27 protein-coding genes, 2 tRNA genes and 1 other RNA gene are annotated in these 26,996 nt (G+C 71.5%); 21 read left to right on the forward strand and 9 right to left on the reverse strand.

Annotation, left to right across the window (positions count from 1 at the left end; translation table 11 throughout):
- From ACYVGT_RS05590 to ACYVGT_RS05620, 7 genes are all read left to right on the forward strand, one after another.
- Positions 1–2,264: transglycosylase domain-containing protein (locus ACYVGT_RS05590; protein WP_460855333.1), on the forward strand; the 2,264-nt coding region annotated here is incomplete at its 5' end.
- 354 nt (positions 2,265–2,618) lie between these two features.
- Entirely contained in the window at positions 2,619–3,968 is a 1,350-nt protein-coding gene (locus ACYVGT_RS05595) for a glycosyltransferase family 87 protein (RefSeq protein ID WP_460855334.1), read from the forward strand.
- Positions 3,969–4,044: 76 nt separating this feature from the next.
- Positions 4,045–4,335 carry a 30S ribosomal protein S6 gene (gene rpsF, locus ACYVGT_RS05600; protein WP_460855335.1) on the forward strand — a complete coding sequence of 97 codons (291 nt, stop codon included), beginning with the start codon at positions 4,045–4,047 and terminating at the stop codon, positions 4,333–4,335.
- A gap of 48 nt (positions 4,336–4,383) precedes the next feature.
- On the forward strand, positions 4,384–4,956 hold the full coding sequence (locus ACYVGT_RS05605; protein ID WP_460855336.1) for a single-stranded DNA-binding protein: 573 nt from the start codon (positions 4,384–4,386) through the stop codon (positions 4,954–4,956).
- Positions 4,957–5,121: 165 nt separating this feature from the next.
- Entirely contained in the window at positions 5,122–5,358 is a 237-nt protein-coding gene (rpsR, locus tag ACYVGT_RS05610) for a 30S ribosomal protein S18 (protein WP_460855536.1), read from the forward strand.
- 26 nt (positions 5,359–5,384) lie between these two features.
- Positions 5,385–5,831, forward strand: a complete 447-nt coding sequence (gene rplI / locus ACYVGT_RS05615; protein WP_460855337.1) for a 50S ribosomal protein L9 — start codon at positions 5,385–5,387, stop codon at positions 5,829–5,831.
- 192 nt (positions 5,832–6,023) lie between these two features.
- Positions 6,024–6,842: a peptidoglycan recognition protein family protein gene (locus tag ACYVGT_RS05620; protein ID WP_460855338.1), complete on the forward strand. Its 819-nt coding sequence runs from the start codon at positions 6,024–6,026 to the stop codon at positions 6,840–6,842.
- A gap of 18 nt (positions 6,843–6,860) precedes the next feature.
- Here ACYVGT_RS05620 and ACYVGT_RS05625 read toward each other — a convergent pair whose 3' ends face one another.
- Positions 6,861–8,237, reverse strand: a complete 1,377-nt coding sequence (locus ACYVGT_RS05625; RefSeq protein ID WP_460855339.1) for an MATE family efflux transporter — start codon at positions 8,235–8,237, stop codon at positions 6,861–6,863.
- A gap of 509 nt (positions 8,238–8,746) precedes the next feature.
- Here ACYVGT_RS05625 and ACYVGT_RS05630 point away from each other — a divergent pair.
- Positions 8,747–11,377 carry a replicative DNA helicase gene (locus ACYVGT_RS05630; RefSeq protein ID WP_460855340.1) on the forward strand — a complete coding sequence of 877 codons (2,631 nt, stop codon included), beginning with the start codon at positions 8,747–8,749 and terminating at the stop codon, positions 11,375–11,377.
- 249 nt (positions 11,378–11,626) lie between these two features.
- Here the strand turns inward: ACYVGT_RS05630 and ACYVGT_RS05635 are convergent, their stop codons facing one another.
- The 5 genes from ACYVGT_RS05635 to upp form a co-directional block, all read right to left on the reverse strand.
- Complete coding sequence (locus ACYVGT_RS05635) at positions 11,627–11,854, reverse strand: hypothetical protein (RefSeq protein ID WP_460855341.1); 228 nt, start codon at positions 11,852–11,854, stop codon at positions 11,627–11,629.
- Between the two features lie 324 nt (positions 11,855–12,178).
- A complete protein-coding gene (locus tag ACYVGT_RS05640; protein ID WP_460855342.1) occupies positions 12,179–12,697 on the reverse strand; it encodes a PH domain-containing protein in 519 nt (172 codons plus the stop codon).
- Between the two features lie 13 nt (positions 12,698–12,710).
- The gene (locus tag ACYVGT_RS05645) at positions 12,711–12,875 is read right to left on the reverse strand and encodes a hypothetical protein (protein WP_460855343.1); all 165 of its coding nucleotides are present in this window, start codon (positions 12,873–12,875) and stop codon (positions 12,711–12,713) included.
- Positions 12,876–13,225: 350 nt separating this feature from the next.
- Positions 13,226–13,441, reverse strand: a complete 216-nt coding sequence (locus ACYVGT_RS05650; RefSeq protein WP_460855344.1) for a hypothetical protein — start codon at positions 13,439–13,441, stop codon at positions 13,226–13,228.
- A 482-nt stretch (positions 13,442–13,923) separates the two neighbouring features.
- Positions 13,924–14,577: a uracil phosphoribosyltransferase gene (upp, locus tag ACYVGT_RS05655; RefSeq protein WP_460855345.1), complete on the reverse strand. Its 654-nt coding sequence runs from the start codon at positions 14,575–14,577 to the stop codon at positions 13,924–13,926.
- A 365-nt stretch (positions 14,578–14,942) separates the two neighbouring features.
- Here upp and ACYVGT_RS05660 point away from each other — a divergent pair, with 365 nt between their 5' ends.
- From ACYVGT_RS05660 to ACYVGT_RS05680, 5 genes are all read left to right on the forward strand, one after another.
- Positions 14,943–15,452, forward strand: coding sequence for a tRNA adenosine deaminase-associated protein (locus ACYVGT_RS05660; protein WP_460855346.1), 510 nt, complete (start codon positions 14,943–14,945; stop codon positions 15,450–15,452).
- A 65-nt stretch (positions 15,453–15,517) separates the two neighbouring features.
- Positions 15,518–16,039, forward strand: a complete 522-nt coding sequence (locus ACYVGT_RS05665) for a tRNA adenosine deaminase-associated protein (protein ID WP_460855347.1) — start codon at positions 15,518–15,520, stop codon at positions 16,037–16,039.
- Positions 16,040–16,122: 83 nt separating this feature from the next.
- Positions 16,123–16,590 (forward strand): nucleoside deaminase, encoded by a 468-nt coding sequence (locus ACYVGT_RS05670; protein ID WP_460855537.1) that lies wholly within the window; start codon positions 16,123–16,125, stop codon positions 16,588–16,590.
- Between the two features lie 10 nt (positions 16,591–16,600).
- Positions 16,601–16,685 (forward strand) — tRNA-Ser (locus ACYVGT_RS05675).
- Between the two features lie 130 nt (positions 16,686–16,815).
- Positions 16,816–17,262 (forward strand): phosphoribosyltransferase, encoded by a 447-nt coding sequence (locus ACYVGT_RS05680; RefSeq protein ID WP_460855538.1) that lies wholly within the window; start codon positions 16,816–16,818, stop codon positions 17,260–17,262.
- A 25-nt stretch (positions 17,263–17,287) separates the two neighbouring features.
- Here ACYVGT_RS05680 and ACYVGT_RS05685 read toward each other — a convergent pair whose 3' ends face one another.
- Positions 17,288–17,653, reverse strand: a complete 366-nt coding sequence (locus ACYVGT_RS05685) for a DoxX family protein (protein WP_460855348.1) — start codon at positions 17,651–17,653, stop codon at positions 17,288–17,290.
- Positions 17,654–17,740: 87 nt separating this feature from the next.
- On the opposite strand from ACYVGT_RS05685, the gene ACYVGT_RS05690 reads away from it, so the two are divergent.
- Complete coding sequence (locus ACYVGT_RS05690; protein WP_460855349.1) at positions 17,741–18,595, forward strand: sigma-70 family RNA polymerase sigma factor; 855 nt, start codon at positions 17,741–17,743, stop codon at positions 18,593–18,595.
- A gap of 77 nt (positions 18,596–18,672) precedes the next feature.
- Here ACYVGT_RS05690 and ACYVGT_RS05695 read toward each other — a convergent pair.
- Positions 18,673–18,757 (reverse strand) — tRNA-Ser (locus ACYVGT_RS05695).
- Positions 18,758–18,852: 95 nt separating this feature from the next.
- Here ACYVGT_RS05695 and ACYVGT_RS05700 point away from each other — a divergent pair.
- The 4 genes from ACYVGT_RS05700 (at position 18,853) to ACYVGT_RS05715 (ending at position 22,536) form a co-directional block, all read left to right on the forward strand.
- Positions 18,853–19,284, forward strand: a complete 432-nt coding sequence (locus ACYVGT_RS05700) for a hypothetical protein (RefSeq protein WP_460855350.1) — start codon at positions 18,853–18,855, stop codon at positions 19,282–19,284.
- A gap of 130 nt (positions 19,285–19,414) precedes the next feature.
- Positions 19,415–19,510: signal recognition particle sRNA small type (ffs, locus tag ACYVGT_RS05705), an RNA gene on the forward strand.
- A gap of 203 nt (positions 19,511–19,713) precedes the next feature.
- Entirely contained in the window at positions 19,714–21,837 is a 2,124-nt protein-coding gene (locus tag ACYVGT_RS05710) for a DNA polymerase III subunit gamma and tau (RefSeq protein WP_460855351.1), read from the forward strand.
- Positions 21,838–22,179: 342 nt separating this feature from the next.
- Positions 22,180–22,536 carry a YbaB/EbfC family nucleoid-associated protein gene (locus ACYVGT_RS05715; protein ID WP_460855539.1) on the forward strand — a complete coding sequence of 119 codons (357 nt, stop codon included), beginning with the start codon at positions 22,180–22,182 and terminating at the stop codon, positions 22,534–22,536.
- A 94-nt stretch (positions 22,537–22,630) separates the two neighbouring features.
- Here the strand turns inward: ACYVGT_RS05715 and ACYVGT_RS05720 are convergent, their stop codons facing one another.
- Entirely contained in the window at positions 22,631–23,347 is a 717-nt protein-coding gene (locus ACYVGT_RS05720; protein WP_460855352.1) for a DUF6882 domain-containing protein, read from the reverse strand.
- Positions 23,348–23,827: 480 nt separating this feature from the next.
- On the opposite strand from ACYVGT_RS05720, the gene recR reads away from it, so the two are divergent.
- The 3 genes from recR (at position 23,828) to ACYVGT_RS05735 (ending at position 26,984) form a co-directional block, all read left to right on the forward strand.
- Complete coding sequence (gene recR, locus ACYVGT_RS05725) at positions 23,828–24,427, forward strand: recombination mediator RecR (RefSeq protein ID WP_460855353.1); 600 nt, start codon at positions 23,828–23,830, stop codon at positions 24,425–24,427.
- Positions 24,428–24,657: 230 nt separating this feature from the next.
- Complete coding sequence (locus tag ACYVGT_RS05730; protein WP_460855354.1) at positions 24,658–25,929, forward strand: aspartate kinase; 1,272 nt, start codon at positions 24,658–24,660, stop codon at positions 25,927–25,929.
- Complete coding sequence (locus tag ACYVGT_RS05735; protein WP_460855355.1) at positions 25,926–26,984, forward strand: aspartate-semialdehyde dehydrogenase; 1,059 nt, start codon at positions 25,926–25,928, stop codon at positions 26,982–26,984. Before ACYVGT_RS05730 ends, ACYVGT_RS05735 begins: the two co-directional genes overlap by 4 nt.
- The last annotated feature ends 12 nt before the right edge of the window (positions 26,985–26,996 follow it).

A 26,996-nucleotide genomic window follows, 5' to 3' on the forward strand; every position in this document is an offset into this window, starting at 1 on the left:
GGCGCGAGGCCGCGCACGGGGCCCGCTCCGGCGGTGCGCGCCGTGCAGCCGGCGGCGGCGGTTCGCGCCGCCGCCCCCCGGGACGCGGGCGCGGCGGCGACTTCGACGACGACCGCGGCCCGGTCAAGCGCTTCTTCGCCAAGGTGTGGAAGCCGGCCCTGATCGTCTGCGGTGTCCTTTTCGCCGGTGGTGTCGCTGCGCTGGCGATCGCCTACTTCTCGATGGACAACGCCGAGGAGATGGAAGCCCAGGCCGCGGCGACCATGGAGGCGTCGGTCATCTCCGACGGCGGCGGCGAGGAGATCGTCACCACCGGCGACGTCAACCGGCAGCCGGTCACCTACGACGACATCCCCGACACCGTGGTGAACGGAGTGCTCGGCACCGAGCAGCGCACGTTCCCCAGTGACGGCGGCATCTCCATCACCGGCACGATGCGCGCGATCCTGTCCGGCGGCTCCGCCGGCGGCGGCTCCACCATCACCCAGCAGATGGCGCGCAACTACTACGACGGCCTCTCCCAGGAGCGCAGCTACGTCCGCAAGCTCAAGGAGATCCTGATCTCCATCAAGCTCGGCAACCAGCTGAGCAAGGAAGACATCATCACGCAGTACCTGAACACCATCTACTTCGGGCGCAACGCCTACGGTGTGCAGGCTGCGGCGCAGGCGTACTTCGGCAAGGACGTGCAGGACCTGGACGCCGCCGAGGGCGCGTTCATCGGCGCGATCATCCAGCAGCCGGGCAACTTCGAGAACTTCGAGGCCGACCCGGCGATGGAGGAGGTGCTGCGCGAGCGCTGGCAGGAGCACTCCGTCAACGGCATGGTCCTGATGAACGAGGACTACCCCGACTACGGCCTCACCGCCTCCGAGGCCAAGGAGCTCGAGTTCCCCGAGACGGTGCCCTACGACACCGGCCAGGACCTGAGCGGCTACAAGGGCTACGTCCGCGAAGCCGTGTTCAACGAGCTCGAGTCGCGCTACGGCGTCACCCGCGAGCAGGTCGCCAAGGGCGGCTACCAGGTGCAGACCTCGCTGGACCAGCCGCTCATGAAGCAGGCGGAGAAGGCGTTCACCGAGACGCTCCCCGAGGGCACCCCGGAGGACACCAACTACGCCCTCACCTCGGTCGACCCGGCAACCGGCGAGATCAAGGCGTTCTACGGCGGCACCGACTTCACCAGCGACGCCAACAACTCGCTGAGCGAGCGGGCACAGGCGGGTTCGGCGTTCAAGCCCTACGCGCTGGCCGCGGGCCTGGAGAACAACATCGGCCTGGAGTCGATGTTCGACGGCGACTCGCCGCAGACCTTCGAGGGGATCGAGGGCGAGATCCAGAACGACTCCAACAAGTCGTGGGGCCCGGTGGACCTGATCGATTCCACCAAGCACTCGGTCAACACGTCCTACGTGAAGCTCACCGAGGAGGTCGGCGCGGAGGCCGTGCGCGAGAAGGCGCGCCTGGCCGGCGTCGGCGAAGAGCAGCTGGAAACCGCCCAGCTCGGCGCGAACATCGTGCTCGGCACCTACCAGGTGCGCGCGCTCGACCAGGCGTCCGGCTACGCCACCTTCGCCAACCAGGGCGTGCACCTGCCGGCCCACATGATCACCAAGGTGGTCGACCCCAAGGACGAGGAGGTCGCCCCGAACGACGCCGACGAGCTCGAAGAGGGCACCCGGGCGTTCAGCGCCGAGGTCGCCGCGGACTCCACCTTCGCGATGCAGCAGGTGGTCACCGAGGACGGCGGCGGCAAGGAGGCCATGCTGGGCGACCGCCCGGTAGCCGGCAAGACCGGTACCTCCAACGACGCCAAGTCGGCCTGGTTCGTGGGCTACACCCCGCAGATGTCGACCGCGGTCGGGCTGTTCCGCGACAACGGCGAGCAGCTGGAGATCCCCGGCGTGCAGGACGTCTACGGCGGTACCACCTCGGCGAAGATCTGGCGCTCCTTCATGGAGGTGGCGATGGAGGGCGAGCCGGTCGAGCAGTTCCCGGCGCGCGCCAACATCGGCGCCGCCGAGGACTTCCTGCCGGCGGAGCCGTCGCCGACCCCCGAGCCGGAGCCGTCGCAGCCGCCGGAACCGTCGGAAGAGCCGACGACACCGCCGACCGACGGCCCGTCCTTCTCGCCGCCGCCCACGGGCCCCGAAGAGCCGTGCGTGCCGGCCTGGGACTGCGACGATACGGAGCCGGGGCAGCCGGAGGAGCCGGGGCAGCCCGACGATCCGGGCGGCGACCTGTTCGGGCGCAGGGAAGACTAGGGATCAGGACGCGGCGCGGATGCCGGCGTCGGCCAGGGGGCCGGCGCCGGCATCCGGCGTTCGGGGCGGAAACCGGTATCGGACGATTTGGAGTGATCGACGGTGGGTGCGCAGCACGGCGCCGCGGCGGGGGGTACCGGCGGGGCGGGCGGCCCGCGGGGGCCGGGCGGGGAACAGGAGCGGCCCGGGCTGCCGGGCGATGCAGCGGCGGCCGGTACGGGGACGGCCGCGGGGGATGAGCGGGAGCCCGGTCCCGAGCCCGAACCGGCCGGCGGCTCCGGCCCCCCGGAACGATCCGGCAGTCCCGGGCACGCGGACGGCGCCGGGGCTGCCGCGCAGCCGCGCGGCAGCCGCATGCCGTGGGCCGCGCTCACCCTGCTGGGCGCGGCCGGTGCGCTGATCGGCTATCTCGCGAAGTGGCCGTGCCGGTTCGGCGGCGCCTGGCTCGACGGCGGCCAGTACGCCGCGTCCTGCTACAGCGACGTCTTCCCGCTCTACTACCGCGACGGCCTGGACGAGGGCGCCCTGCCCTACCTCGACCGGCCGCTGGAGTACCCGGTGCTCACCGGCGGCCTCATGCACCTGCTCGGGCGGGCGGTCGCCGGCCTGCCCAGCACGCTCGACCGCGCCTTCGCCTACTTCGATCTGACCGCCCTCGCCATGGGCCTCTGCCTGGTCGCAACGGCGCTCGCGACCGGATGGATCGCCGGCCGCGGCGGCGTCCTGCCGGACGCCGCACGTGCGGCGTCCGGGTTCGACCGGCGCCGCGCCCTGCTGGCCGGCGGTGCCGCGGCGCTGCTGCCCGCAGTGGTGCTCACCGCCTACATCAACTGGGATCTGCTCGCCGTCGCCCTGTTCACCGCGGGACTCGGCGTGTGGGGCGCGGGTACCGGCAGCCGGGCGGGCGCGCGCGGTCCGGCGCTGCAGTGGGCGGGCGGCGCTCTGATCGGACTGGCGGTCGCCGCCAAGTTCTACCCGTTCCTGGCCTTCGGTCCGCTGCTGGTCCTCTGGCTGCGCGGCCTGTTCGGCGGCGCGCTCGGGCGCACCGGCGGGATCAGCGCCGGCGCCCTGTTCCGCCCGCTCGGCGGAGCGGCCGCCGCGTGGGCTGCCGTCAACCTCCCCGTGGCGGCCCTCGCGCCGGAGAACTGGGCCACGTTCTTCACCTTCTCCCAGGAGCGCGGGACCGACTGGGGCTCCGTCTACTACGTGCTCGGCGGGTTCGGCCTGTTCGACAGCGCCGACGGCGACCTGGTCAACAGCGTCGGCGTCGGCGCGCTCGCGCTCGCCTGCGCGGGCGTCGCCGCGATCGGCCTGTTCGCCCGCCGGCCACCGCGTCCCGAGCAGCTGGTGTTCCTGGTCGTCGCCGCGTTCCTGATGACCAACAAGGTCTGGTCGCCGCAGTTCGTGCTCTGGCTGGTGCCGCTGGCCGTGCTCGCCTGGCCGCGCACGATGGGCGTCCGGCTTCCGGCGGTGCTCTTCGCGCTCTGGCAGCTGGCCGAGGCCGCGTACTTCTTCGGGGTGTGGCAGCACCTGCTCAATGCGGCGGCGGTTGCGGACCCGGCGGTGCCCGACCCGGCACCGGGGCTGGGTTTCGAGGGGTATGCGGCGGTCTCGTTGGCCCGGTTCGGCACGCTCCTGCTGCTGGCCGGGGCGGTGGTCGCGGACCTTCTCCGACGCGGCAAAACGGTCGCAGGCCTGCGGTAGCCTTGGCTCTCGTCTGGCTCAAACGCCTCCTGCCATGGAGAGACCATGGCCGCGACAGTCCAGAGGAGGAACGGCAATGCGTCGTTACGAAGTAATGGTCATCCTCGACCCCACCCTTGACGAGCGCACGGTTGCGCCGTCGCTCGAGCAGTTCCTCGCGGTGATCCGCAACGACGGCGGGTCCGTCGAGAAGGTCGATGTCTGGGGCAAGCGCCGCCTCTCGTACGACATCGCCAAGAACAGCGACGGCATCTACGCGGTGATCGACCTGACCTCCGAGCCCGCCACGGTGAAGGAGCTGGACCGCCAGCTCAACCTCACCGAGTCGGTGCTGCGCACCAAGGTGCTGCGTCCCGAGGTCCACTAGCGCCGGGCGTCCCTCCAGCCGCACGATCCGATCCAACGGGAGCCGTCCATGGCAGGCGAAACTCAGATCACCCTCGTCGGCAACCTCGTCGACGACCCCGAGCTGCGGTTCACCCCCAGCGGTGCTGCCGTGGCCAACTTCCGCGTCGCATCGACCCCGCGCACCTTCGACCGGCAGGCCGGCGAATGGCGCGACGGCGAGTCCATGTTCCTCACGTGCTCCGTCTGGCGGCAGTACGCCGAGAACGTGGCGGAGAGCCTCCAGCGGGGCATGCGCGTGATCGTGCAGGGGAAGCTGAAGCAGCGTTCCTTCGAGACGAAGGAAGGCGAGAAGCGCACCGTCTTCGAGATCGACGTCGACGAGGTCGGCCCGGCTCTGCGCAGCGCCACCGCGAAGGTGACGAAGGTGCAGCGCCAGGGCGGACAGGGCGGCGGTTTCGGCGGCGGTGGCGGCGGCTTCGGCGGCCAGCAGGGCGGCCAGCAGGGCGGCGGCTACGGGAACCAGGGCGGCGGCTTCGGCGGCGGCCAGGGCAACCGGGCCCCCGCTGAGGACCCCTGGGCCACCGGCGGCGGTGGCGGCGGCTTCGGCGGCGGCGGGTTCTCCGACGAGCCCCCTTTCTAGGCACCGCCCGCTGCACCACTCGCGGCTGAACTGCGCTCGTCCGCGGTAACCGCACTGCACTCGGGCCGATGCGCGCCGCGCACCGGTCTGCGCCGGCTTCGGCCGGCACTCTGTCCACACCGACCATCCCCGGGGTTCCCGGGGCTCTTGAAAAGGAGCACCACGATGGCGAAGCCTCCGGCACGCAAGCCCAAGAAGAAGGTTTGCCTGTTCTGCCAGGAGAAGCTCTCCTACATCGACTACAAGGACACGACCCTGCTGCGGAAGTTCATTTCCGACCGCGGCAAGATCCGTGCCCGCCGGGTCACCGGCAACTGCACCCAGCACCAGCGCGACGTCGCCACGGCGATCAAGAACTCGCGTGAGATGGCGCTGCTGCCCTACACCAGCACCGCTCGCTAACGGGGATTCCGAGGGAGGCACTCGTCATGAAGCTGATCCTGACCCACGAGGTCAACGGTCTCGGTTCCCCCGGCGACGTCGTCGAGGTGAAGGACGGCTACGGCCGCAACTACCTACTGCCCCGCGGTTTCGCCATCCGGTGGACGCGCGGCGGCCAGAAGCAGATCGACTCCATCCAGCGGGCCCGTCGCGCGCGCGACATCCGCAGCCTGGATGAGGCCCAGCAGGCCGCCGGCCAGCTCGGCAGCCTCACGGTGACGCTGACCCAGCGCGCCGGTGACGGCGGCCGCCTGTTCGGCTCGGTCACCGCTGCCGACGTCGCCGAGGCGGTCAAGGCCGCCGGCGGCCCGCAGCTGGACAAGCGCCGGATCGAGATCCGGAACGCGATCAAGTCCGTGGGCGCGCACAAGGTGCAGGTCCGCCTCCACCCGGAGGTCTCCGCCACCATCGCGCTCGAGGTCGTGGGCGGCTGACCGGCCCCGCCGGTCCGCTGCACCGGGCCCCGTTCCTGCACCGCAGGGGCGGGGCCCGCGGCGTGTGCAGAGGCCGCGGCGCCGGTTCCCGGGGCGGGAGACACGCCATCGCTCTATAGTCACACTTGGTTGTTAGTTGGTGACTTAAAGTGGTGATGTGGGTCGCCATGGCCCCGGGAAGGATGGATCCGCATGTCCGTTGACGAGCCGGCGCCCGCGGGCGCGATGACCCGCCGCGGAGCGGTGCGCACCGCCGCCGTCGCCGCGGGCGCCGTGCTGCTGGGCGGTGCGGCCGACCTCGCCGCCGCCCCTGCAGCCTCGGCCTCCGCTGAACCCAAGGTCTACACCCGGTCCGACTGGGGCGCGCGCAAGGCCGCGCGCGCTGCGACGCTCACCGGAGCGCCGGACCACATCGTCATCCACCACACCGCCACCGGGAACAGCACCGACTACTCGGCGGGGCACGCCGCCGCGCTCTCCCGGTCGATCCAGCGGTACCACATGGACAGCAACGGCTGGGATGACACCGGTCAGCAGTTCACGATCTCCCGTGGCGGCCACCTGATGGAGGGCCGCAACCGCAGCCTCTCCGCGGTGCGGCAGGGCCGGCATGCGGTGGGTGCGCACACCGCCGACCACAACTCCCACACCGTCGGTATCGAGAGCGAAGGCACCTACACCTCCGCCACACCCACCAAGGCGCTGATGGAGCGGCTCACCGAGACGTGCGCCTGGCTCTGCACCGTCTACGGGCTCGACCCCAAGGATGCCATCGTCGGGCACCGCGACTACAACTCCACCAGCTGCCCCGGCGACCGGCTGTACTCGCTGCTGCCGTCGCTGCGCAGGGACGTCGCCGCGCAGATGTCCCGCAAGGAAGGGCGGCTGGAGCTGCTCACCGCCGCCGACCTGCCGCAGGACCACCTGCCGACATTCCCGCTGGTGCCGTCCAACGAGCGCACTGCGGAGTACTACCACGGGCCCACTCTGGGCGAGCGCGACGGCCGCTGAGCAGGGGGCGCCGCCCGGTCAGCGGGTGGCGCCCAGAACCACCCACGCCGGGCCGCGCGCCCGCAGCCCGAGAGTGATGCCGCGCGCGGCCATCCACACCCCGAACGCCGCCCACAGCCGCACCAGCGCATCCGGAGCGCCTGCCGGGGTGGTCCACAGGACGACCGCTGCGCAGGGCAGGAACGCCAGCATCGTCCACAGACTGGCCCAGGCGAGGTAGCGGTGGTCCCCGGCGCCCATGAGCACGCCGTCCAGCACCATGACCACACCGCTGAGCGGCTGCAGCAGCGCCACCATCAGCAGCGCGCCGAGGATGAGCGCGTGCACCTGCGGGTCGCCGGTGAACGGGAGCGGCGCCCACGGCCGGAGGACCAGCACGCACACCGCGAAGAGCAGGCCCACGCCCACGCCCCACTCCAGCGAGCGCCGGGTGGCCTCCCGAGCGCCCGGACCGTCGGACGCGCCCAGATAGCGGCCCACGATGGCCTGGCCGGCGACGGCCAGCGCGTCCATCGCGAAGACGGTGAGCGACCAGAGCTGGAACGCCACCTGCTGCGCCGCGACCTCGGCGTCGCCCAGCCGGGCCGCCACCGCGGTGGTGAGCACCAGGACGATGCGCAGCGACACGGTGCGGACGAACAGCGCGGCGCCCGAGCGGGCGGAGGACACCAGCCCGGCCCTGCTGGGAGCCAGGGAGACCCCCTTCGCCCGTGCGCTTCGGAATACCGCCGCGACATACACCGCGGCGCCCGCCGACTGCGCGATGACCGTCGCCCACGCCGAACCGGCGATGCCCCAGCCGAAGGCGAAGACGAACAGGGCGCACAGCGCGGCGTTCGCCGCGCACATTGCCACCGACACGGCCAGTGGGGTGCGTGCGTCCTGCAGCCCGCGCAACACACCGGTGCCGGCCATCACCAGCAGCAGGCCGGGGGTGGAGAGGAGGCTGATCTGCAGGTACGTCTGGGCGAAGGGGGCCGCCTCGGGGGAGGCGCCGAGCAGTGCGATCAGCAGCGGAGCCAGCGGGATGCCGGCCGCGGCGACGGCGGTGCCGATGAGCACCGCCAGCCAGAGGCCGTCCACCCCGGCGCGCAGCCCGGAGCGCAGGTCGCCGGCGCCGAACCTGCGGGCGACCGCCGCGGTGGTGCCGTAGGCGAGGAAGATGCACAGGCTGGCGAGGGTCAGCAGGATGGTGCCGGCGACGCCCAGCCCGGCGAGCGCCTCGGTACCGAGGGTGCCGACGATGGCGGAGTCGGTGAGCAGGAAGAGCGGCTCGGCGACGAGGGCGAAGAACGTGGGCACGGCGAGGGCGAGGATCTCCCGGTCGTGCCGGTGGCGGAACGGGAGCGCTGGCAGCCGCCGCGGCCTGCCCGGCCCGGGCTCCGGCGCGCGCACCCCGGAAGCGGCGGCAGTACGCTCGGCGTCCCCGGCCGCGGGCCCACCTGCAGCAGCACCCGCGGCACCCGCGGTACCGGCAGGACGGGGAGCGCCGGCGGCGTGGGCCGCGCCGGCGCTCTGCGGATCATCGGATGGCTCCGGCTGCGGAGCGGGGGAGGGGTGCGGGTGTCCAGGCATTGCGCTGCCACGTTATCCGCACCTCCGTCCGTCATCCACCAGAAGGCACCCATCCTGTGGATAACTTGTGGACAGTGGAGTGTGAGGATTCTTTCGCGCACACCCTGTGGGGGGCGTAGTTACAGGTCAATCAGGATGCTTGTGGTCCACCTGGAAGTTGTCCACAGGTACTGTGCACAGGTTGTCCGCAGAAACGGCCGAGTCATCCACAGGATCTCCCCAGCGCCGTCCACACCCCGCTTTGCGCGGGGGGCCGCGGACTCGCGACAATCGTTCGGACCGGTGGCAGGGCGCGCGCCCGCCCCGGTCCATGATCAGGGGGAGAGTGTGTGAGCGTGTCCGAGTATCCGCCGGAGCAGCCCGGGTTCGAGCGCACCCCGCCGCACGACATCCTCGCCGAGCAGAGCGTGCTGGGCGGCATGCTGCTGTCCAAGGACGCCATCACCGAGGTCGTGGAGATCGTCCGCTCGGCCGACTTCTACCGGCCGGCGCACCAGATCGTGTTCGACGCGGCGGTGAACCTCTTCTCCCGCGGCGAGCCGGTGGACGCCATCACGGTCAGCGCCGAGCTCACCAAGCGCGGGGAGATCACCCGCGTCGGCGGCGCGCCCTACCTGCACACCCTCACCGAGGCCATCCCCACCGCGGCCAACGCCGGCTACTACGCCGGCATCGTCTCCGACCGCGCGGTCCTGCGCCGCCTGGTCGAGGTCGGTACCCACATCGCCCAGATGGGCTACACCGGCGACGGCGAGGTCGACGACATCGTCGACACCGCCCAGGCCGAGGTCTTCCGCGTCGCCGAGAAGCGCACCGGCGAGGACTACCTCCCGCTCAGCGACATCATGCCCGGCGCCCTGGACGAGATCGAAGCAATCTCCGCCCACGACGGCTCGATGACCGGCGTCCCCACCGGCTTCACCGATTTCGACCAGCTCACCAACGGCCTGCACGCCGGCCAGATGGTCATCATCGCCGCCCGGCCGGCCGTGGGCAAGTCGACCCTGGCTCTGGATTTTGCCCGGGCCGCGTCCATCAAGCACCAGCTGACCAGCGTGTTCTTCAGCTTGGAGATGGGGCGGAACGAGATCGTGATGCGGCTGCTGAGCGCCGAGGCGCGGGTGCCGCTGCACACGATGCGGTCCGGGCTGATGACCGATGACGACTGGCAGCGGCTGGCGCGCCGGATGGGTGAGGTGGCCAGCGCGCCGCTGTTCATCGACGACTCGCCGAACATGTCGATGATGGAGATCCGCGCCAAGTGCCGCCGCCTCAAGCAGCAGCACGACCTGAAGATGATCATCGTCGACTACCTCCAGCTGATGAGCTCCCCGGGCCGCGTCGAGAGCCGCCAGCAGGAGGTCTCCGAGTTCTCCCGTTCCCTCAAGCTCCTCGCCAAGGAGCTCGAAGTCCCCGTCATCGCGCTCTCCCAGCTCAACCGAGGCCCGGAGCAGAGAACGGACAAGAAGCCGCAGGTGAGCGATCTACGCGAATCGGGCTGTCTGACAGCTGATACACGGGTGCTGCGTGCTGACACGGGCGCGGAGACCACCATGGGTGACCTCTATGCGGCCGGGGCGCGCGACATCCCGGTGTGGGCCCTCGACGAGCGGCTCCGCCTCGTCGAACGCCGGATGACGCACGTCTTCTCCAGCGGTACGAAGCAGGTGTACCGGCTCCGGCTGAGGTCGGGGCGCGAGGTCACGGCATCGGGCAACCACCCGTTCCTCGCCTTCCAGGGCTGGACCGCTCTGTCGGAGTTGTCGCCCGGCGACCGCATCGGAGTACCACGTCATACGCCGGCCCCCGTCGGTGCGTCTCCGATGTCCGAGGCGCACGTCGTCCTGCTTGCGCACCTGATCGGGGACGGATCCTTCGTCAAGCGCCAGCCCATCCGCTATGCCAGTACCGACGAGGCCAACCTCCAGGCAGTTACTGAGGCTGCCGCGGATTTCGGCATCACGGCGGTGCGTGACGAGTATGCGGCCGCGCGCACCACCTCCCTCCGCCTTCCCGCCCCCTACCGGCTTGCACGGGGGCGCCGTAACCCGATCGCGGCGTGGCTTGACGAGCTGGGTCTTTTCGGCCTGCGCAGTCATGAGAAGTTCGTCCCTGAACCGGTCTTCACGCTCCCCAACAGCCAGGCAGCCCTGTTCCTGCGCCACCTTTGGGCTACCGACGGGTGCGTCTTCTGGGACGAGGGGCGGGGACTGGCGCGCGTCTATTACGCGTCCACCAGCCGGCGTCTCATTGACGGTGTTGCCGCCCTGCTGGCTCGGTTCAACGTGATGGCGCGCATCAAGACGGTCCGGAAGACGGGCTACCGCGACGGCTACCAGCTGCACGTCTACGGCGGGGAGAACCAGCTGCGCTTCCTCGACAAGATCGGGGTGCACGGCGCCCGGTCTGATCAGGTCCGCCAGTGCCAGGAGGGCCTGGACGGAGGGCGGACCAACACCAACCTCGACACGGTGCCGGTTCAGGTGTGGGACCGGGTGCGCACCACGCTGTCGATGAAGGAGATTTCGCACCGCGAGTTCACGGCGGCGATGGGAACCGCGTTCTGCGGTAGCACGCTCTGGAAGCGCGCACCAAGCCGCGAGCGCCTCGGACGCGTGGCCGCAGTGCTGGACGACGCCGACCTCGACCTGATGGCGACCAACGACGTGTTCTGGGACGAGATCGCCGCGATCGAGCCGCTTGGCGAACAGGAGGTCTTCGACGCCACGGTCCTAGGGGGCCATAACTTCGTCGCCAACGGCATCAGCGTCCACAACTCCATCGAGCAGGATGCTGACATGGTGCTGCTCCTCTACCGGGAGGACGTGCACGACAAGGAGTCCCCGCGGGCCGGTGAGGCGGACATCATCGTGGCGAAGCACCGCAACGGCCCGACGGCCGAGGTGACCGTGGCGTTCCAGGGCCACTACAGCCGGTTCGTCGACATGGCGCCGGGCTGATCCGGGCTGGCAGCGCGAAGGGGGGCACCGCCGGTGGCGGCGCCCCCCTTCGCGCAAGGGCCGGAACGCCCTGGGCCGGATGCGGCCTAGGGAGTGTTTTTTGCAGGCTTCCGTCAGGCGGGCGGCCGTCCAGGCAATCTCTCGCAAGTCCGCTGTGCGAAGTTAAGCCTGGTTTGGCTTTTCGAGTGCAGCGGCGCAGCGAGAGGCAGCCTGGTGGTCGCGCAGCCAGGAATGGTTCAAAAACACGACCTAGACCCAGCGGGCCTCGGGGCGGGTGCGGCCGGTGGCGTCGGTGACGAGCTCCCACGTGAGCGTGGGGCGCCGCGGTGCCGGCGGCTCGGCGGGGCGCTGTTCGGGAAGGACCTCGCTGCTGCGCCGGGGCGACCCCGGCACACGGCGCACCACCGAGCTGCGGGCGCGGCGGCGGGCGGGCGCGGTGCGGCCGGACTGCGCCGCCACGATCGGCTCGCGTGCCATGGCTTCACCCCCAGTATCGATGTCTAGAGGGATTACGTTAACCCTTCGTTCACCTTGGAGCAAATCATTTCGGCGGCGTGGCGCGCTTCGGGGGCGGAGTGGACCGCCTGCACCTGGGCGTTCATGCCGGTCGGAACGGAGGGGCGACGTCCAAGTGAACAGGAGGTGAACAAGAAGGGGGCGTGTCATGGCGGCCCGGTGCGCCGTCTGGACGCGACCGCTGTGCTGCGGGTCCGCTCCGGTGGAGAAAACGCGGAAGCGCCCGCCGGCGGCGGGCGCTTCCCGGGTCGTGCGGGCGCCTCACTGCGCGAGGCGCGGGTGCGGCTATTTCCCCTTGTCAGGGAAGATCAGGCCGACGACTTCGAGGTACAGCTGCTCCGGGTACGGAACGAAGTTGATTCGGCTCAGCGCCTGGTCCTGACCCGCGGACTCCATGATGAAGGTGCCGTAGCCGAGGAACCGGCCCATGATCGTGCGCTCGAACCGCATGTCGGTGACCTTGCCCAGCGGCATCATGTTCACCTCGCGGGTGATGAGGCCCGTGGTGAGCAGGAGCCGCGCCGAGGTGATCACGAAGTAGTCGACCGACCACTCCGCCACCTTCCAGACGAACCACACCAGCACGAGCAGCCAGACCCACCAGATCACGGCGAGTGCCGTGGGGGTGGCGGCGAGCGCCGTGTTGCTGAGGATGCCCGCGACGATGAGCGCACCGAGCACGAGGCCGACCGGGCCCATGAGTACGGCGGGGTGCCGCCGGATGGTGACGACGTCCTGCTCATGGGGCAGCAGGTACCGGTTGACCGATGCCGGAGCCCGGTTGGTCGAGGCAACGAGCTTCATGGGCTCCCGGTCCCTACACGCTGAGCGCGTTCACGAAGCGCGACAGTGATTCAGCGGCGGACATCAGGCCGCCCAGGCCGGTCTGGATGACTCCGGCCGCGCTTTCCGGCTGAGTGAGCAGATAAAAGGCGACGAAGGCGATGAGGGCATACCCCAGCCATTTTTTCAACTTGGCCATGACCGACTCCCCAACAAAGCAACCTGACCCACCGACCCAAGCTGATTGTTACACCGACAATCGAGCCCGTAAAGCCAGATGCCCGTCATCGGCGCGCCGTGCCCCTGCGAAGGGTGTGGTTCTGGTCACGATCTGCGGTGTGCGCGGCGCGGCGGCGTGCGCACCGCGGTGGCGGGACAGTGCCGGCAGGGGCGGCTGCGACCTGCGCCCACGCGCGCTGCGCGCTTCGCCGGGCGGGTGCTGCAGTGCGGGCGGCAGCGGGCGGTCCCGCGGGGATCCGGCGCGTCCGGGAGCGGGGCCGGTCTCAGCCAGGAGCAGCCGGAGCTGTCCGCGCGGCTGGGCGCCTCTGCTCAGCGCTGCTCGGCGAGCGCCATCGCGAGCACCTTGAGATGCTGGCGGGCGATGCGTTCGACCAGTTCAGGGGCTGCGCGGCCGGTGACGTCCAGGGCGCCCTGCCGGGCGGCGCCGACACATCTGCGCACGGTCGTCCGGTCATGGACGCCGGAGAACTCGAGATCGAGCTGCTCGGCGACGGGCGAGAGCGCGGGATCGGGCTGCTCGGTCATCTCACTCCTCGAGGGGGCCGGGTGATCGATGGCGCGGTGGGTCCGTAGGCGCGCGGTGACGGTCGCGCGCCGCTGCGTGACGGATGGGGGTGCGGCGTGCCGCCCGCCCCAGGGGGAGGCGCGGGGAGTTCTAGCACGTCGTTGACCATGATCACTCTAATGTGTCACGTCTTCGTCTCGAAATCGGTTCGACTGGCCATGGTCGTGCCGTGTCGTGTTGTGCGCGGAACGCCATGCGGCGCCGCGGGCTTTCTGGGTCGGTCGGGTTCGGCGTTGCTTTCGGGGCCCCGTTTCCAGGAATCCGGTCTGGGGCGTCTGCGACGCTGTGCTCCCCATGCCCGTATTTTCGGATGTCCATTCACGTGTGTCCGGACATATACAAAAACGCGTCCGTCCCGTGTCGGACGGACGCGCTGCGCCGCCGGGGCGCCACCCGGAAGTAGCCCGGCGCGCCCGCCGCCGCGGCGGGCGCGGGGCCGGTGTCAGACGGTGCCGTAGAGCCGGTCGCCCGCGTCGCCGAGTCCGGGAACGATGAAGCCCTGGTCGTTGAGCCGGTCGTCGACGGCGGCGGTCACCACGCGCAGCAGGGCACCGTGGCCTTCGCCGAGCGTTTCGTTGAGCTTCTCCTCCACCGCGACCAGCCCCTCGGGAGCGGCGAGCAGGCAGATGGCGGTCACGTGGTCGGCCCCGCGGTCCACCAGGAGCTTCAGCGCCGCGGCAAGGGTGCCGCCGGTCGCGAGCATCGGGTCGATGACGTAGCACTGGCGGCCGGAGAGGTCCTGCGGCAGGCGGTCGGCGTAGGTCGCCGGCTGCAACGTGTCCTCGTTGCGCGCCATGCCGAGGAAGCCGACCTCGGCGGTCGGCAGCAGCCGGGTCATCCCGTCGAGCATGCCGAGTCCGGCCCGCAGGATGGGGACGACGAGCGGCGTCGGCCGGGTCAGCTGGACCCCGGTGGTCGTCTGGAGCGGGGTGTCGACGGTCACCGGGGAGACGCGGACGTCCCTGGTCGCCTCGTAGGTGAGGAGGGTGACGAGCTCGTCGGTCAGCCTGCGGAACGTCGGGGAGTCGGTCCGCACGTCGCGAAGGGTGGTCAGTTTGTGCGCGACGAGCGGGTGGTCGACGACCAGGGTCTCCATGGAACTCTCCGATGAGCGGGCGCAGGTGCGGATTCGGCGACCGATTCTATCCGTGCGTCACGCCCGGAAGCCGATGGTGCGGCGGGGCGCTCGTCACGCCCGGCGCGAGCGGGGCGGCCTTCCGTGGCGCTCTGCCCCCTGCCTTCGATGATCCTGTCCGTCTCGGGGGCGGAGCGGGCGCGGGTCGGATCTAATGGAAGGGTGTGACGGTACACGGGGCTGCGGTTGTCGATCGAAGGGCGGGTGCAGGGGTGAGGGGAGCGACAAACACCGCGCAGGACGGCGGATCCGGCGGCGGCTACGATGACGCAGCCGGGACGGATCTGCCATCCTGTCCCGATCATGACCGGCCTGATGGGGTGGCGATGACGCAACTCGACGTGAGCGACGACCTGCCCGACGAAGGGGATTTCGCGGCCGTCGCCTACCGCGAGGACGACCTCTGGGACGTCTACCTCCTCCCGGAGGCGCTGACCCGCGACTTCGGCGGGCTCCTGCAGGCGCTGCGCCAGCAGCCCAGCATCAGCGGCGCCATCGGCCTGGTCTCCGTGGGCGACGACTTCTTCGTCATCGTGCGCATGTACAGCCACGACAACGTCAGCGTCTTCCTCTCCGATGTCACAGCCTCGGTGGACTGGCCGGTGGCCCGCGAGGTGCTCGACTACCTCGACATCGACGTGCCCGACGACGAGGACCTCGACCAGGTGCTGCCCGCCGGCGACCTCTCGATCCTCGCCGACCTCGGCCTGGAGGAGATGGAGCTGGGTGCGCTCGCCGGCGATCTCGACCTCTACCCGGACGAGGTGCTGGCGAGCGTCGCGGAACGCCTGGGATTCCAGACCGCTTTCCAGCGTGCGCTGGACAGCATGGGGTAGGGCCTTCCACGGTCTCGGGCCTGAGCGGGCCCGGAGCGGATCGTCAGGAGAGGACGGGACTCGCTGTGGCGCTCTTCGCAACGGTGTTCTTTCCCGCCGCGCGCGGCTGGCGCGACGCCGACGTGGAGGAAGCGGTGGCAGCCGCCGCCGACCCGGATGAGCCGGGCGGGATCGACGAGGTCGCCGACGCTCTGCGCGATGCAGCCGGCGCGGTCGACCCGACCGCGCCCGAGGGCACGATGCTGCTGTTCCTGGAGGCCGACGACGAGTGGTTCGGCGTCGTCCGCCTCGACGACCGGGAGGACCCGCGCGTGTTCCTCTCCGACGCGCGTGCCGTCCACGAGCACCCGGCCGCCGCGCTGCTGCTGGACAGCGGCGCGATCGACGCGCCGGAGCAGACCGAGGGCACCGGGCAGAAGCCGCAGCCGGTTCCGGGCGGCGACAGCGCCGTGCTCGACGGCTTCGGCACGTCGGCTCGGGAACTTGTCGACATGACCACCGCGGAGGGCGCACTCCCCGCCGAGGTGCTCGGCGATCTGGCCGAGCGGGCCGGCTTCGCTGACCTCTACGACGCGGCGCGCCTGTGAGCACAGCGCCGGACTCCAGTGCGGACGGCGGCACCGGACACCGTGCCGGCGGGTCCCTTCCGGGCCCGCTCCAGGACCGCGCACTGCTGGACTCCGCAGTGCTGCGCGCCCTCGGCGAGGGGGCGCGGGCGGCCGCGTCGGGCGACGTCCCCGTGGGGGCGGTCGTGCTGGACGCCGAGGGCGCTGTCATCGGCGCCGGGCACAACGCCCGGGAGGCGGAGGGGGACCCCACCGCGCACGCCGAAGTCCTCGCCCTGCGCGCGGCGGGCCTGGCCCAGGGCAGCTGGCGGCTGGAGGGCTGCACCCTCGCCGTCACCCTGGAGCCGTGCGCCATGTGCGCGGGGGCCGCCGTGCTGTCCCGCGTCGCCAGGGTGGTCTACGGAGCGCGCGACCCGAAGGCCGGCGCCGCGGGGTCGCGCTGGGACCTGCTGCGCGACCCGGCCGCCAACCACCGGCCGGAAGTCGTGCCGCCGGACCTGCTGCCGGCCCGGACGGCCGACCGCTGCGCCGCTGCACTTACCGATTTCTTCTCCCGGCGACGTTTCCGGTAGAGTCACTCCCGGTGGAGTCGCCTAGTGGCCGATGGCGCTCGCCTCGAAAGCGAGTGTAGGGAGACCTACCGTGGGTTCGAATCCCACCTCCACCGCTTCTGGCCCGGGTTCACGCAGGTGAGCCCGGGCCATTGTTGTTTCCGCCGGCTTCCGGCCCGTTCCCGAGGAGACACCGTGGGCGTCGAAGAGCGCGAGAACCTGACCTACGAACTGTTCGGCACCGCGATGCGGGAGATGGCCCAGGAGATCGCCGACGACGGCTTCGAACCGGACATGATCCTCTCGATCGCCCGCGGCGGCCTCTTCGTCGCCGGCGGTCTCGGATACGCCCTCGACGTGAAGAACCTGCACGTGATGAACGTCGAGTTCTATACCGGCGTCGGCGAGACGCTCGACATGCCGGTCATGCTCCCGCCGGTGCCCAACGCCGTCGACCTGAGCCGGAAGAAGGTCCTGGTCGCCGACGACGTCGCCGACACCGGCAAGACCCTGAAGCTGGTCCACGACTTCTGCGCCGAGCACGTCGCCGAGGTCCGCAGCGCCGTGGTCTACGAGAAGTCGCAGTCCCTGGTGAAGTGCGAGTACGTGTGGAAGCGCACCGACCAGTGGATCAACTTCCCGTGGTCGGTCCAGCCCCCGGTGGTGGCCCGCACGGGGCGCCGGGACGCCTGACCGGGGCGTCCCCGCACCTCGCGGGTCAGGCCCCGGCGGCCAGGGTGAGCATGTGGGCGGCCGATGCGATCGCGAGGAGCAGATAGGCGCCTGGCCCTGCGATGTTGCGTAGGACGCGTGCCCGGATATGGGCGATGACGGCGCCGATGAAGAACAGTGTCAGCCCTGCGCCGGCCGCGGCGCCGATCCAGGGCCACGCGACCAGGCCGACGGTGAGCCCGCCCGCGCCGGCCGCCTTCAGCGTGCCGAGGAGCGGCAGGGCCCTCTCCGGGACGTGCACCGCGGCGGAGTTCTTCAGGACGAAGTCGGCCCGGACGTAGTCGGCGGCGGCGATCAGCAGGTTCGCCGCGATGCACGCGATTGTGGCGACGAGTCCGATCTGTAGGCTCATCAGCAGGTATCTCCCCGGGGATGGTCGGATTCGGGATCTGCGGTCTCACCTGTCCCGACGTCCTCCGCCCCGGAAAGGTGACAACTGGTGGTGCCGACCGAGGAGTTCGAAGCGGCCCGGCCGCAGCTGACGGCGATCGCATTCCGGCTGCTCGGATCCGTCCATGACGCCGAAGACGCCGTGCAGAGCACCTGGCTCAAGGCGTCGGCCGCGGATTCGGACGGCCTGCGGAACACGGCCGCATGGCTGACGACCGTGCTCACCCGCGTCTGCCTCGACCAGCTGCGCATGCGGCACCGCCGCCGGGAGGAGCAGCTGACGGAGGAGCAGCTCCCCGCCCGGGCCGTCGCAGCGGATGAGCACTATCTGCAGCGGGAGAGCATCTCGCGGGCGCTGATGGTGGTCCTCGGACTGCTGACGCCCGCCCAGCGCGGTGCCTACGTCCTGCACGACCTGTTCGGCGTCCCGTTCCGCGAGGTGGCCGAGGCCCTCGGCACCACGGTGGCGAGCGCCAAGAAGCACGCGAGCAGGGCGCGCGGGAGGATCGGCCGGAATGGCGCCGCGCCCGCGCCCGCGGCCGCCTCTGCCGACAGCGCCGTCGTGGAGGCGTTCCTTGCCGCGGCGGCCGGCGGCGACATCGACCGGATGGTCGCGCTGATGACCGAGGACTGCGTCCGCGTCGCCGATCCCGCCCTGACCCCTCCGGGAACACCGGGAGTGGTGTCCGGCGCCCGCGCGGTCGCCGAGGAGACCACGCTGTTCGCCGAGCGGATCCGTGCCAGCGTGCCGATGCATGCGGGTGGCCGGACGGTCGGGGCCATCGCCCCCGGCGGCCACCTTGTTGCCGTCATCGCCGTCACCACGAGGGGCGGCCGGGTCGCCTGGATCGACATCCGCCGGCCCGCCGCTTCCGTGTTCGCGGTCCCGCCGGAGACGCCCTGACCGGCGAGCTCCGGACACGACGAAGGCCCCGACCGCGCACCCGGTCGGGGCCTTTCGTTCTGCCTCGTAGAGGCGAGCGGAGGATACGAGATTCGAACTCGTGAGGGGTTGCCCCCAACACGCTTTCCAAGCGTGCGCCCTAGGCCTCTAGGCGAATCCTCCGCAGACAACTCTACACGCTGTGCAGGGGTGGTTCGACCGTGTTTCCCGAAGCAGCGGGCGGTTCGCGCCGGCGCGGCGGCGGGCAGGTTCCGGGGATGGATGCTGAGGCGGAGGCGGCGGGAGCACCGGGGCAGCCGGGCCGCGCCCGCCGGATCGGGCGGGCGGCGCTGCGGCTGTTCCCGCGGGTGCTCGGCCTGTTCACCGCGGCCTATGCGGTCTGGGTGATCGCGGACCCCGCCGCGCTGACCGGGCCGCTCGGGATGCCGGCGGACGACCCCGGGACCGAGGTGCTGGTGCGCACGATGCTCGTGCGCGATGCGGCCTGCGGTGCCGCGATGCTGCTCGCCCCCTACGGCGCGCCGCTGCTGACCGCGATCGCGATCCGGGTCGCCTCCGATCTGGGGGACGCGGTGCTCTTTGGCACCCTGCTGCCGGCAGCCGAGGCCCGCCCGGCGGCGATCGCGGTGGCGGGGGCCTTCGGCCTGGTGTGCGCGCTGAGCGCCCTCGGTGCGGGGAGGCGGCGGTGACCGGCGGAGCTCACCCGCACGGGGAAGGCCCGGCCGGAGGGCGGACCGGGGCGGCGGTGGGTGCGGAGCGGGGCCGGATGCCGCCGCGCCGGGATGGTGCGGGCACCGCCGCGCGTCGGATACGATGAGGGCAGACCCCTCGTGCGGCGTCATCTTATGAACCTCCCCAGGGCCGGAAGGCAGCAAGGATAAGTGAGCTCTGGCGGGTGCGCGGGGGGTCCTTTCTGTGTCCGGGCACGGCATGCCGCACCCCCGGTCCCGCGGGCGCGTCCCCGCCGCTGAACCGTCCGGCCGCCGCCGCTGTCCACAGGTCCGCGGATTGCTGCGCGGAACGTCCCCGGAAGCGGGTTGAATGGGAGCGGGCCGAGGGAAGCCGCGGCTGTGCGGAGGCCGCGCCCGCCGGTCCGCGGAGGGAGTCGTGAGCAGGTCGTGAGCATCGCGCTGTACCGCAAGTACCGGCCCGCCACGTTCGGCGAGGTGCGCGGGCAGGAGCACGTCACCGACCCGCTGCGCCAGGCGCTGCGCAACGGCCGCATCAACCACGCCTACCTGTTCAGCGGTCCGCGCGGCTGCGGGAAGACGTCCAGTGCCCGCATCCTCGCCCGGTCGCTCAACTGCGACCGCGGCCCCACCCCCGACCCGTGCGGCGAGTGCGGCTCCTGTGTCGCGCTGGCGCCGGACGGCCCCGGCAGCATTGACGTCATCGAGATCGACGCGGCCTCGCACGGCGGCGTGGACGACGCCCGCGACCTGCGCGAGCGCGCCTTCTTCGCGCCGGTGAACTCGCGGTACAAGGTCTACATCATCGACGAGGCGCACATGGTGACCCGCGAAGGGTTCAACGCGCTGCTGAAGCTCGTCGAGGAGCCGCCGCCGCACCTGAAGTTCGTCTTCGCCACCACCGAGCCGGACAAGGTCATCGGCACCATCCGCTCGCGCACCCACCACTACCCGTTCCGGCTCATCCCGCCGAGTACCCTCCGCGAGCTGATGGAGGAGATCCTCGGTGAGGAGGGGGTCGCGTTCGACCCGGCAGCGCTGCCGCTGGTCGTGCGCGCCGGCGCCGGCTCCGCGCGCGACTCGCTCTCCATCCTCGACCAGCTGCTCGCCGGCTCGGGAGAGGACGGCATCACCCGGGACGGCGCCGTGGCGCTGCTCGGCTACACCGACTCCGCGCTCCTCTCCGAAATGGTCGACGCCCTGGGCTCCGGGAACGGCGCCGCCGCGTTCGGCCTGATCGAGCGGGTCATGGAGGGCGGCCACGATCCGCGCCGCTTCACCGCGGACCTGCTGGAGCGCGTCCGCGACTTGGTGGTGCTCGCCGCCGTTCCGGATGCCCTCGACAAGGGCCTGGTGAACGTCGCTCCGGACACCGTGGACACCCTGCGCGAGCAGGCGTCCCGGATCGGACCGGCCACCCTCACGCGCGCCGCGGAGGTCCTCAACCAGGGGCTGACCGAGATGCGCGGCGCCACCTCTCCGCGGCTGCTGCTGGAGCTGCTCACCGCACGGCTGCTGCTGCCCGCCGCCGACCCGTCCGACGGGTCGGCGCTGCTGTCCCGGTTGGAGACGCTCGAGCGCAGCGGCCCGCCCGCGGCGGCCGCTCCGCCCGCCGCCCCTGCCGAGCAGCGTCCCGCGCCGGCGCCGGCGCCCGCCCCCGCTACACCGCCTGCCGCGGCGCACCAGCCGCCTCCGCCCGAGCCGGAGTCCGCTGCTCCGGGCAGCGCGGCGCCGGAGCCGGCCGCCGCTGCGGCATCCGCTCCGGAGGCCGAGCCCCGTCCCGCGCCGGACCGCCCCGCGTCCGGAGCCGCCGAGCTTCCCGCCGCGGACTGGCCGGAGCCCGTCCGCCCCGGCGAGGGCGGAGCTTCCGCGCCCGAGCCGGCACCGCAGCCGTCCGCTCCGCCGCCCGCCGCGGCGGCGCCGGCCCGCCCCGCGGGCGGCGGATCGGGCGTGGTCGACCTGGGCGCGCTCCAGGCCTCCTGGGGGCGGGTCCTCGAAACGATCAAGGGGATGCGCCGCTTCACCTGGATGATGCTGAGCGGCAACGGCATCGGCCCGGTCGGCGTCGAGGGCAACCTGGTCCAACTCGGCTTTCCCCGGCCCAACGAGGCCAAGGGCTTCGCCAACAGCGGCAGCGACGCCATCGTGGCCGGCGCGATCCAGCAGGTCTTCGGCACCGAGGTGCGCGTCTCCGCGGTGCCCGCCAGCGGTGGTGCGCCCGCCGCACCCCCGCCTCCGGCACCGGGGCCGCAGGGGCGCGATCGCCCGGCGCAGCCCGCTCCGCCGGAGCCCGAGCCGCAGCGCAGCCGCGGCGGCCCGGAGCGGCGCATCGTCACCGGCCTGGAGGAGCCGCCGCCCGATCCCTATGACGATCCCGTCGGTGCCCCGCCCGAACCCGACTACGGCGAGCCCGGCCCGTCCGAGCCGGCGCCGCCGCAGGCGCCCTCCGGCGGGGCCCCGGGCGGCGGGGGCGCCGGTCCGGCGTTCACGCTGATCGAGAACGAGCTCGGCGGCACGATGATCGACGAGATCGACCACACCGCGCAGCAGTAGCCCTGTGGCCGCGCCGTGCCGCAGCGGCGCTGTGCTGGCGGAGCAGGCAGACGGCAGCGCCACGGCTGGTGCCGCCGGAGCGGTGCCGAGCCAGCGCTGGTCGGCCGCACCCTGTCGTTCTGGTGCCCTGTCGCTCTGTCTCCTCGTCGACAATGCCCGCCGCATGCCAGCCGGCGCCGCAGCCAGAGGCCGCGGCGACAGTGCAGCGGCGGGCGGCAGCTGCCGCCCCGGGCCGCCTGGCCCTGGTCCGCAGGGCCCGCACGCGGTACCGGCGAGCGGTTACGCTCGCAGGAGTCGGCACCTGATGCGAGGAGTGGTGGGCACGTGAACCCTGGCGGCGGAATGGACATGCAGGCGCTGCTGCAGCAGGCACAGCAGATGCAGCAGCAGCTGATGGAAGCACAGCAGCAGTTGGACGAGGCGCAGGTCGAAGGCACGTCCGGCGGCGGGCTGGTGAAGGTCACGGTGAACGGCCGCGGATCAGTGGAGGACATCTCCATCACGGCTGACGCGGTGGACCCCGAGGACCCCGCCGAGTCCGCGCAGACCATCGCCGACCTGGTTCTGGCGGCGATCCGGGACGCGGAGGCGGCTGTCGAGCGCCTCCAGCAGGAGAAGATGGGGCCGCTCAACGACGCCCTCGGCGGAATGCCGGGCGGCGGGATGCCGGGCGGCATGCCGGGGCTTCCGGGGATGTGACCGGCCGCCCCCGCACAGACGCCCGAGGGGCCCGGAACCGCACTGCGGTTCCGGGCCCCTCTCCGTCGGCCCCCGGTGCCGGGCGGGGTTCCCGCTACTGTCCGCCGAGCTTCGCCGAGATCCGGGCGAGCCGGCCCTGGTCGTCGAACTCCGCGGTGTAGGCGCAGTCCGGGCGGGAGCCGGTGAGCGAGCCGTCCGGCTCCTCCTGGACGCTGAACCGGTACCGCTCGAAGTAGCCGGTGACCGTGCCCCGGTGGTCGTGCGGGAATGCCTCGATCCCGCGCAGGATGCGGCTGGGCACCGAGGCCGGTTCCAGCTCGGCCCACGGGATGGCCTCGTCGACCATCACCATGCCGAACAGGGCGCCGGTGTCGGCGGTGACGCCGCCGTACCCGCGGGCGCACAGCAGGCCCGCGCAGACCTGCATCAGCCGCTCGGCGGCCAGGCGCGGGTCGGCATACCCGGCCAGTTCGAGCCGCGGGGAGGTCAGCTCGGGGGCGCCGTGCTGCTCGCCGATCGCGCGCAGCTCCAGCGACGTGGCGAGCCGCTCCGAGCCGGGCGGATGCATGGGCTCGTTCGCCCACGCCCACAGCCAGCTCCCGTCGGTGCCGAAGGACCCCAGCGGGGCGATGCTCACCGTGATGTCGCCCTGCCGGAAGAGGCTGTTCGGGACGTCGATCCACCATTCGGCCATCGGGTGGAAGGCGTTGTAGACGTCGGTCTGGTCGAAGGTCCAGGCCGCGTAGCGGGCGCCCATCCGCTCCAGGACGGGGCTGAACCAGCGGACGGGCTCCGCGGCGGGTGCGCTCATTGCGGCGATCCTTCCTCGTGGACATCGCAGTCGGTGTGGGGGAGCCGGGATCCGGCGGGTGCGGCCGGCGGTGCGGGGGATGGCCGGACCGCCGGGTGAACGCGCCGGCGGTGCCGAAAGAGGGGCATCGGGTTAGAGGGGGCGCGCGCCGCAATCGTTCCCGGCACGGGGATCAGACGTGCCGTGCGCCGCGCGAACGTGCGCACGCTCCTATCGAGTCCGCACACGGCCCCGACCTTAGGGCATGCCCGGTGGGTACCCGGCGGGTAACCGCCCTACTGCACGGCGCCCTGGCGGGGACGCCACCCACCCACATGCCCTTGCATCCAACCGCGGCGTCCAGTCCGCGGCCCGGTCCGCAGGACACCGGCGGCGGGGCGGCCGCCAGCGGACGCCCGGCCGGGACGGGGCGGTGCGGCCGCACCGGGCGCCCGGCGCCGATATCGTGGGGGCACGAGCAGATCACACGGCGGGTAGGCGATGTACGAAGGCGCGGTCCAGAACCTGATCGACGAGCTCGGGCGGCTGCCCGGCGTCGGTCCCAAAAGTGCGCAGCGCATCGCGTTCCACTTGCTCGCCGCGGAGAACGCCGACGTCAAACGACTGGTGAACGCGCTCGTCGAGGTGAAGGAGCGGGTCCGCTTCTGCGCCGTGTGCGGCAACGTCTCCGAAGAGGAGCAGTGCCGCATCTGCCGGGACGCCCGCCGCGATGAGGCCGTGGTCTGCGTGGTGGAGGAATCCAAGGACGTCGTCGCCATTGAGCGCACCCGCGAGTTCCGCGGCCGCTACCACGTGCTCGGCGGCGCCATCAGCCCGATCGAGGGCGTCGGCCCGGACGACCTGCGCATCAAGGAGCTCATGACCCGGCTGTCCGACGGCCGGGTGACCGAGCTGATCCTGGCGACCGACCCCAACCTCGAGGGCGAAGCCACCGCCACCTACCTCGCGCGGCTGGTGAAACCGATGGGTCTGAAAGTGACCCGTCTGGCCAGTGGGCTTCCGGTGGGCGGCGATCTCGAATACGCCGACGAGGTGACCCTCGGCCGGGCGTTCGAGGGCCGCAGAAGCCTGGAGTTCTAACTCACATTTTCCCTTCCGGCCTGCGCGCCGGATCGCCGCCGGAGGCTGCAGCGGGAGCGGTATCCACCGAGATGGCGGTGTTACTCGGACGAAACACGAGTAGTGCGCCGATTTACGGGTAAGCACTGCCGCCGGTGCCTTTCTGCCCAGGTGGGAGGGCATCTGACGACTACCGCCGACTACACTCACATGTTGATCGACCTGAATCTCAATCCCCAGGAGCGCCGACCGTGGCTTTGATCGTGCAGAAGTACGGTGGCTCTTCCGTCGCCGACGCGGAGGCCATCAAGCGAGTCGCACAGCGGATCGTCGCCCAGAAAAAGGCGGGATATGACGTCGTCGTCGTGGTCTCGGCCATGGGCGACACCACCGACGAACTCATCGACCTCGCCGAGCAGGTCTCTCCGCTGCCCCCTGGGCGCGAGCTGGACATGCTCCTGACCGCCGGCGAGCGCATGTCGATGGCCGTGGTCGCGATGGCGATCGGGAACCTCGGCTACGAGGCTCGCAGCTTCACCGGCTCCCAGGCCGGTGTCATCACCACGTCGCTGCACGGCAACGCCAAGATCATCGACGTCACCCCCGGGCGCATCCAGGAGGCGCTCGACGAGGACGCGATCTGCATCGTGGCGGGCTTCCAGGGCGTCTCGCAGGACAGCAAGGACATCACCACGCTGGGCCGCGGCGGCTCCGACACCACCGCCGTCGCGCTGGCCGCGGCGCTCAACGCCGATGCCTGCGAGATCTACAGCGACGTCGACGGCGTCTTCACCGCCGACCCCCGGATCGTCCCCTCTGCCCAGCGCATCCCGGTGATCTCCTATGAGGAGATGCTGGAGATGGCCGCGAGCGGCACGAAGATCCTCCACCTGCGCTGCGTCGAATACGCGCGCCGGTACAACATCCCGCTCCACGTGCGGTCGTCCTTCAGTCAGAAGCCCGGAACCTGGGTCGTCTCGGAAGTTGAGGAAACCGAAGGCATGGAACAACCGATCATCTCCGGGGTCGCGCACGACCGCAGCGAAGCCAAGATCACGGTGGTCGGTGTGCCCGACCGGATCGGTGAGGCGGCGTCGATCTTCACCGGGCTGGCCGAAGCGGAGATCAACATCGACATGATCGTGCAGAACGTGTCGGCCGCCTCGACCGCGCGCACCGACATCTCCTTCACGGTGCCCGACGACGCCGGCCAGACCGCGCTGTCGGTGCTGAAGAAGCTGCAGGAGAAGGTCGGCTTCGAGTCGCTGCGCTACGACGACAAGATCGGCAAGGTGTCGCTGATCGGCGCGGGCATGCGCTCCTACCCGGGAGTCACCTCGCGGTTCTTCGACGCGATCGCCGGCTCGGGGACCAACATCGAGATGATCTCCACCTCGGAGATCCGCATCTCGGTGATCGTGGAAGAGGACCAGGTCGACGCGGCGGTCGCCGCGGCGCACACCGAATTCCAGCTCGACGCCGATCAGGTCGAGGCAGTCGTCTACGGAGGTACCGGCCGATGAGCACCCGTCTCCCCACCCTCGCCGTCGTCGGCGCCACCGGCGCGGTCGGCAGCGTCATGCTCGACATCCTGTCCACCCGGGAGAACGTCTGGGGCGAGATCCGCCTGATCGCCTCGCCCCGCTCGGCCGGCAAGCGGCTGACCGTGCGCGGCGAAGAGGTCGAAGTCCAGGCGCTCGCGCCGGAGGTCTTCGACGGCGTCGACGTTGCGATGTTCGACGTGCCCGACGAGGTGTCCAAGGAGTGGGCGCCGATCGCGGCGGCCCGCGGCGCGGTCGCGGTGGACAACTCCGGCGCGTTCCGGATGGACCCCGACGTCCCGCTGGTCGTTCCCGAGGTCAACGCGGACCAGGTCCGCAACCGGCCGCGCGGCATCATCAGCAACCCGAACTGCACGACCCTGTCGATGATCGTGGCCATCGGCGCGCTGCATCGCGCCTACACCGCCACCGAGCTGGTCGTCTCCTCCTACCAGGCGGCTTCGGGCGCCGGCCAGGAGGGCATCGACACGCTGCACGACCAGATCGAGAAGGTCGCCAGCGACCGCACGCTGGGCAGCCGCGCCGGCGACGTGCGCGGCGCGGTCGGCGAGCTCGGCCCGTTCCCGGCGCCGCTCGCGATGAACGTGGTGCCGTGGGCCGGCTCGCTGAAGGAGGACGGCTACTCCTCGGAGGAGCTGAAGGTCCGCAACGAGTCGCGGAAGATCCTCGGCCTGCCGGACCTGCGCGTCGCGGCGACCTGCGTCCGCGTCCCGGTGGTCACCACGCACGCGCTGGCCGTGCACGCTACCTTCGCCCAGGACGTCGACGCCGCCGACGCGCGCCGCCTGCTGGATTCCGCCCCCGGCGTGGTGGTGCAGGACGACCCGGCTGCCGGCGAGTTCCCGACGCCGTCCGACGTGGTGGGGACCGACCCGACCTGGGTGGGCCGTATCCGCCGGTCGATCGACGACCCGCGCTCGCTCGACCTGTTCCTCTGCGGCGACAACCTGCGCAAGGGCGCGGCGCTGAACACGGCGCAGATCGCCGAGGTGGTGGCGCAGGAGTTCACCGGCTGAGCAGCGGCAGCT

It is taken from the genome of Nocardiopsis coralliicola (assembly GCF_054779695.1).

What these genes read in the sequence shown, in the direction of transcription:
- ACYVGT_RS05645 (WP_460855343.1), bottom strand. Translation starts at nt 12,875, where the DNA reads ATGGCCAAGTTGAAAAAATGGCTGGGGTATGCCCTCATCGCCTTCGTC.
- ACYVGT_RS05685 (WP_460855348.1), bottom strand. Translation starts at nt 17,653, where the DNA reads ATGAGCCTACAGATCGGACTCGTCGCCACAATCGCGTGCATCGCGGCG.
- ACYVGT_RS05700 (WP_460855350.1), top strand. Translation starts at nt 18,853, where the DNA reads ATGGATGCTGAGGCGGAGGCGGCGGGAGCACCGGGGCAGCCGGGCCGC.
- rplI (WP_460855337.1), top strand. Translation starts at nt 5,385, where the DNA reads ATGAAGCTGATCCTGACCCACGAGGTCAACGGTCTCGGTTCCCCCGGC.
- ACYVGT_RS05680 (WP_460855538.1), top strand. Translation starts at nt 16,816, where the DNA reads ATGCGGGAGATGGCCCAGGAGATCGCCGACGACGGCTTCGAACCGGAC.
- ACYVGT_RS05660 (WP_460855346.1), top strand. Translation starts at nt 14,943, where the DNA reads ATGACGCAACTCGACGTGAGCGACGACCTGCCCGACGAAGGGGATTTC.
- ACYVGT_RS05640 (WP_460855342.1), bottom strand. Translation starts at nt 12,697, where the DNA reads ATGAAGCTCGTTGCCTCGACCAACCGGGCTCCGGCATCGGTCAACCGG.
- rpsF (WP_460855335.1), top strand. Translation starts at nt 4,045, where the DNA reads ATGCGTCGTTACGAAGTAATGGTCATCCTCGACCCCACCCTTGACGAG.
- ACYVGT_RS05605 (WP_460855336.1), top strand. Translation starts at nt 4,384, where the DNA reads ATGGCAGGCGAAACTCAGATCACCCTCGTCGGCAACCTCGTCGACGAC.
- recR (WP_460855353.1), top strand. Translation starts at nt 23,828, where the DNA reads ATGTACGAAGGCGCGGTCCAGAACCTGATCGACGAGCTCGGGCGGCTG.
- upp (WP_460855345.1), bottom strand. Translation starts at nt 14,577, where the DNA reads ATGGAGACCCTGGTCGTCGACCACCCGCTCGTCGCGCACAAACTGACC.
- rpsR (WP_460855536.1), top strand. Translation starts at nt 5,122, where the DNA reads ATGGCGAAGCCTCCGGCACGCAAGCCCAAGAAGAAGGTTTGCCTGTTC.
- ACYVGT_RS05620 (WP_460855338.1), top strand. Translation starts at nt 6,024, where the DNA reads ATGTCCGTTGACGAGCCGGCGCCCGCGGGCGCGATGACCCGCCGCGGA.
- ACYVGT_RS05595 (WP_460855334.1), top strand. Translation starts at nt 2,619, where the DNA reads ATGCCGTGGGCCGCGCTCACCCTGCTGGGCGCGGCCGGTGCGCTGATC.
- ACYVGT_RS05650 (WP_460855344.1), bottom strand. Translation starts at nt 13,441, where the DNA reads ATGACCGAGCAGCCCGATCCCGCGCTCTCGCCCGTCGCCGAGCAGCTC.
- ACYVGT_RS05715 (WP_460855539.1), top strand. Translation starts at nt 22,180, where the DNA reads ATGGACATGCAGGCGCTGCTGCAGCAGGCACAGCAGATGCAGCAGCAG.
- ACYVGT_RS05720 (WP_460855352.1), bottom strand. Translation starts at nt 23,347, where the DNA reads ATGAGCGCACCCGCCGCGGAGCCCGTCCGCTGGTTCAGCCCCGTCCTG.
- ACYVGT_RS05735 (WP_460855355.1), top strand. Translation starts at nt 25,926, where the DNA reads ATGAGCACCCGTCTCCCCACCCTCGCCGTCGTCGGCGCCACCGGCGCG.
- ACYVGT_RS05635 (WP_460855341.1), bottom strand. Translation starts at nt 11,854, where the DNA reads ATGGCACGCGAGCCGATCGTGGCGGCGCAGTCCGGCCGCACCGCGCCC.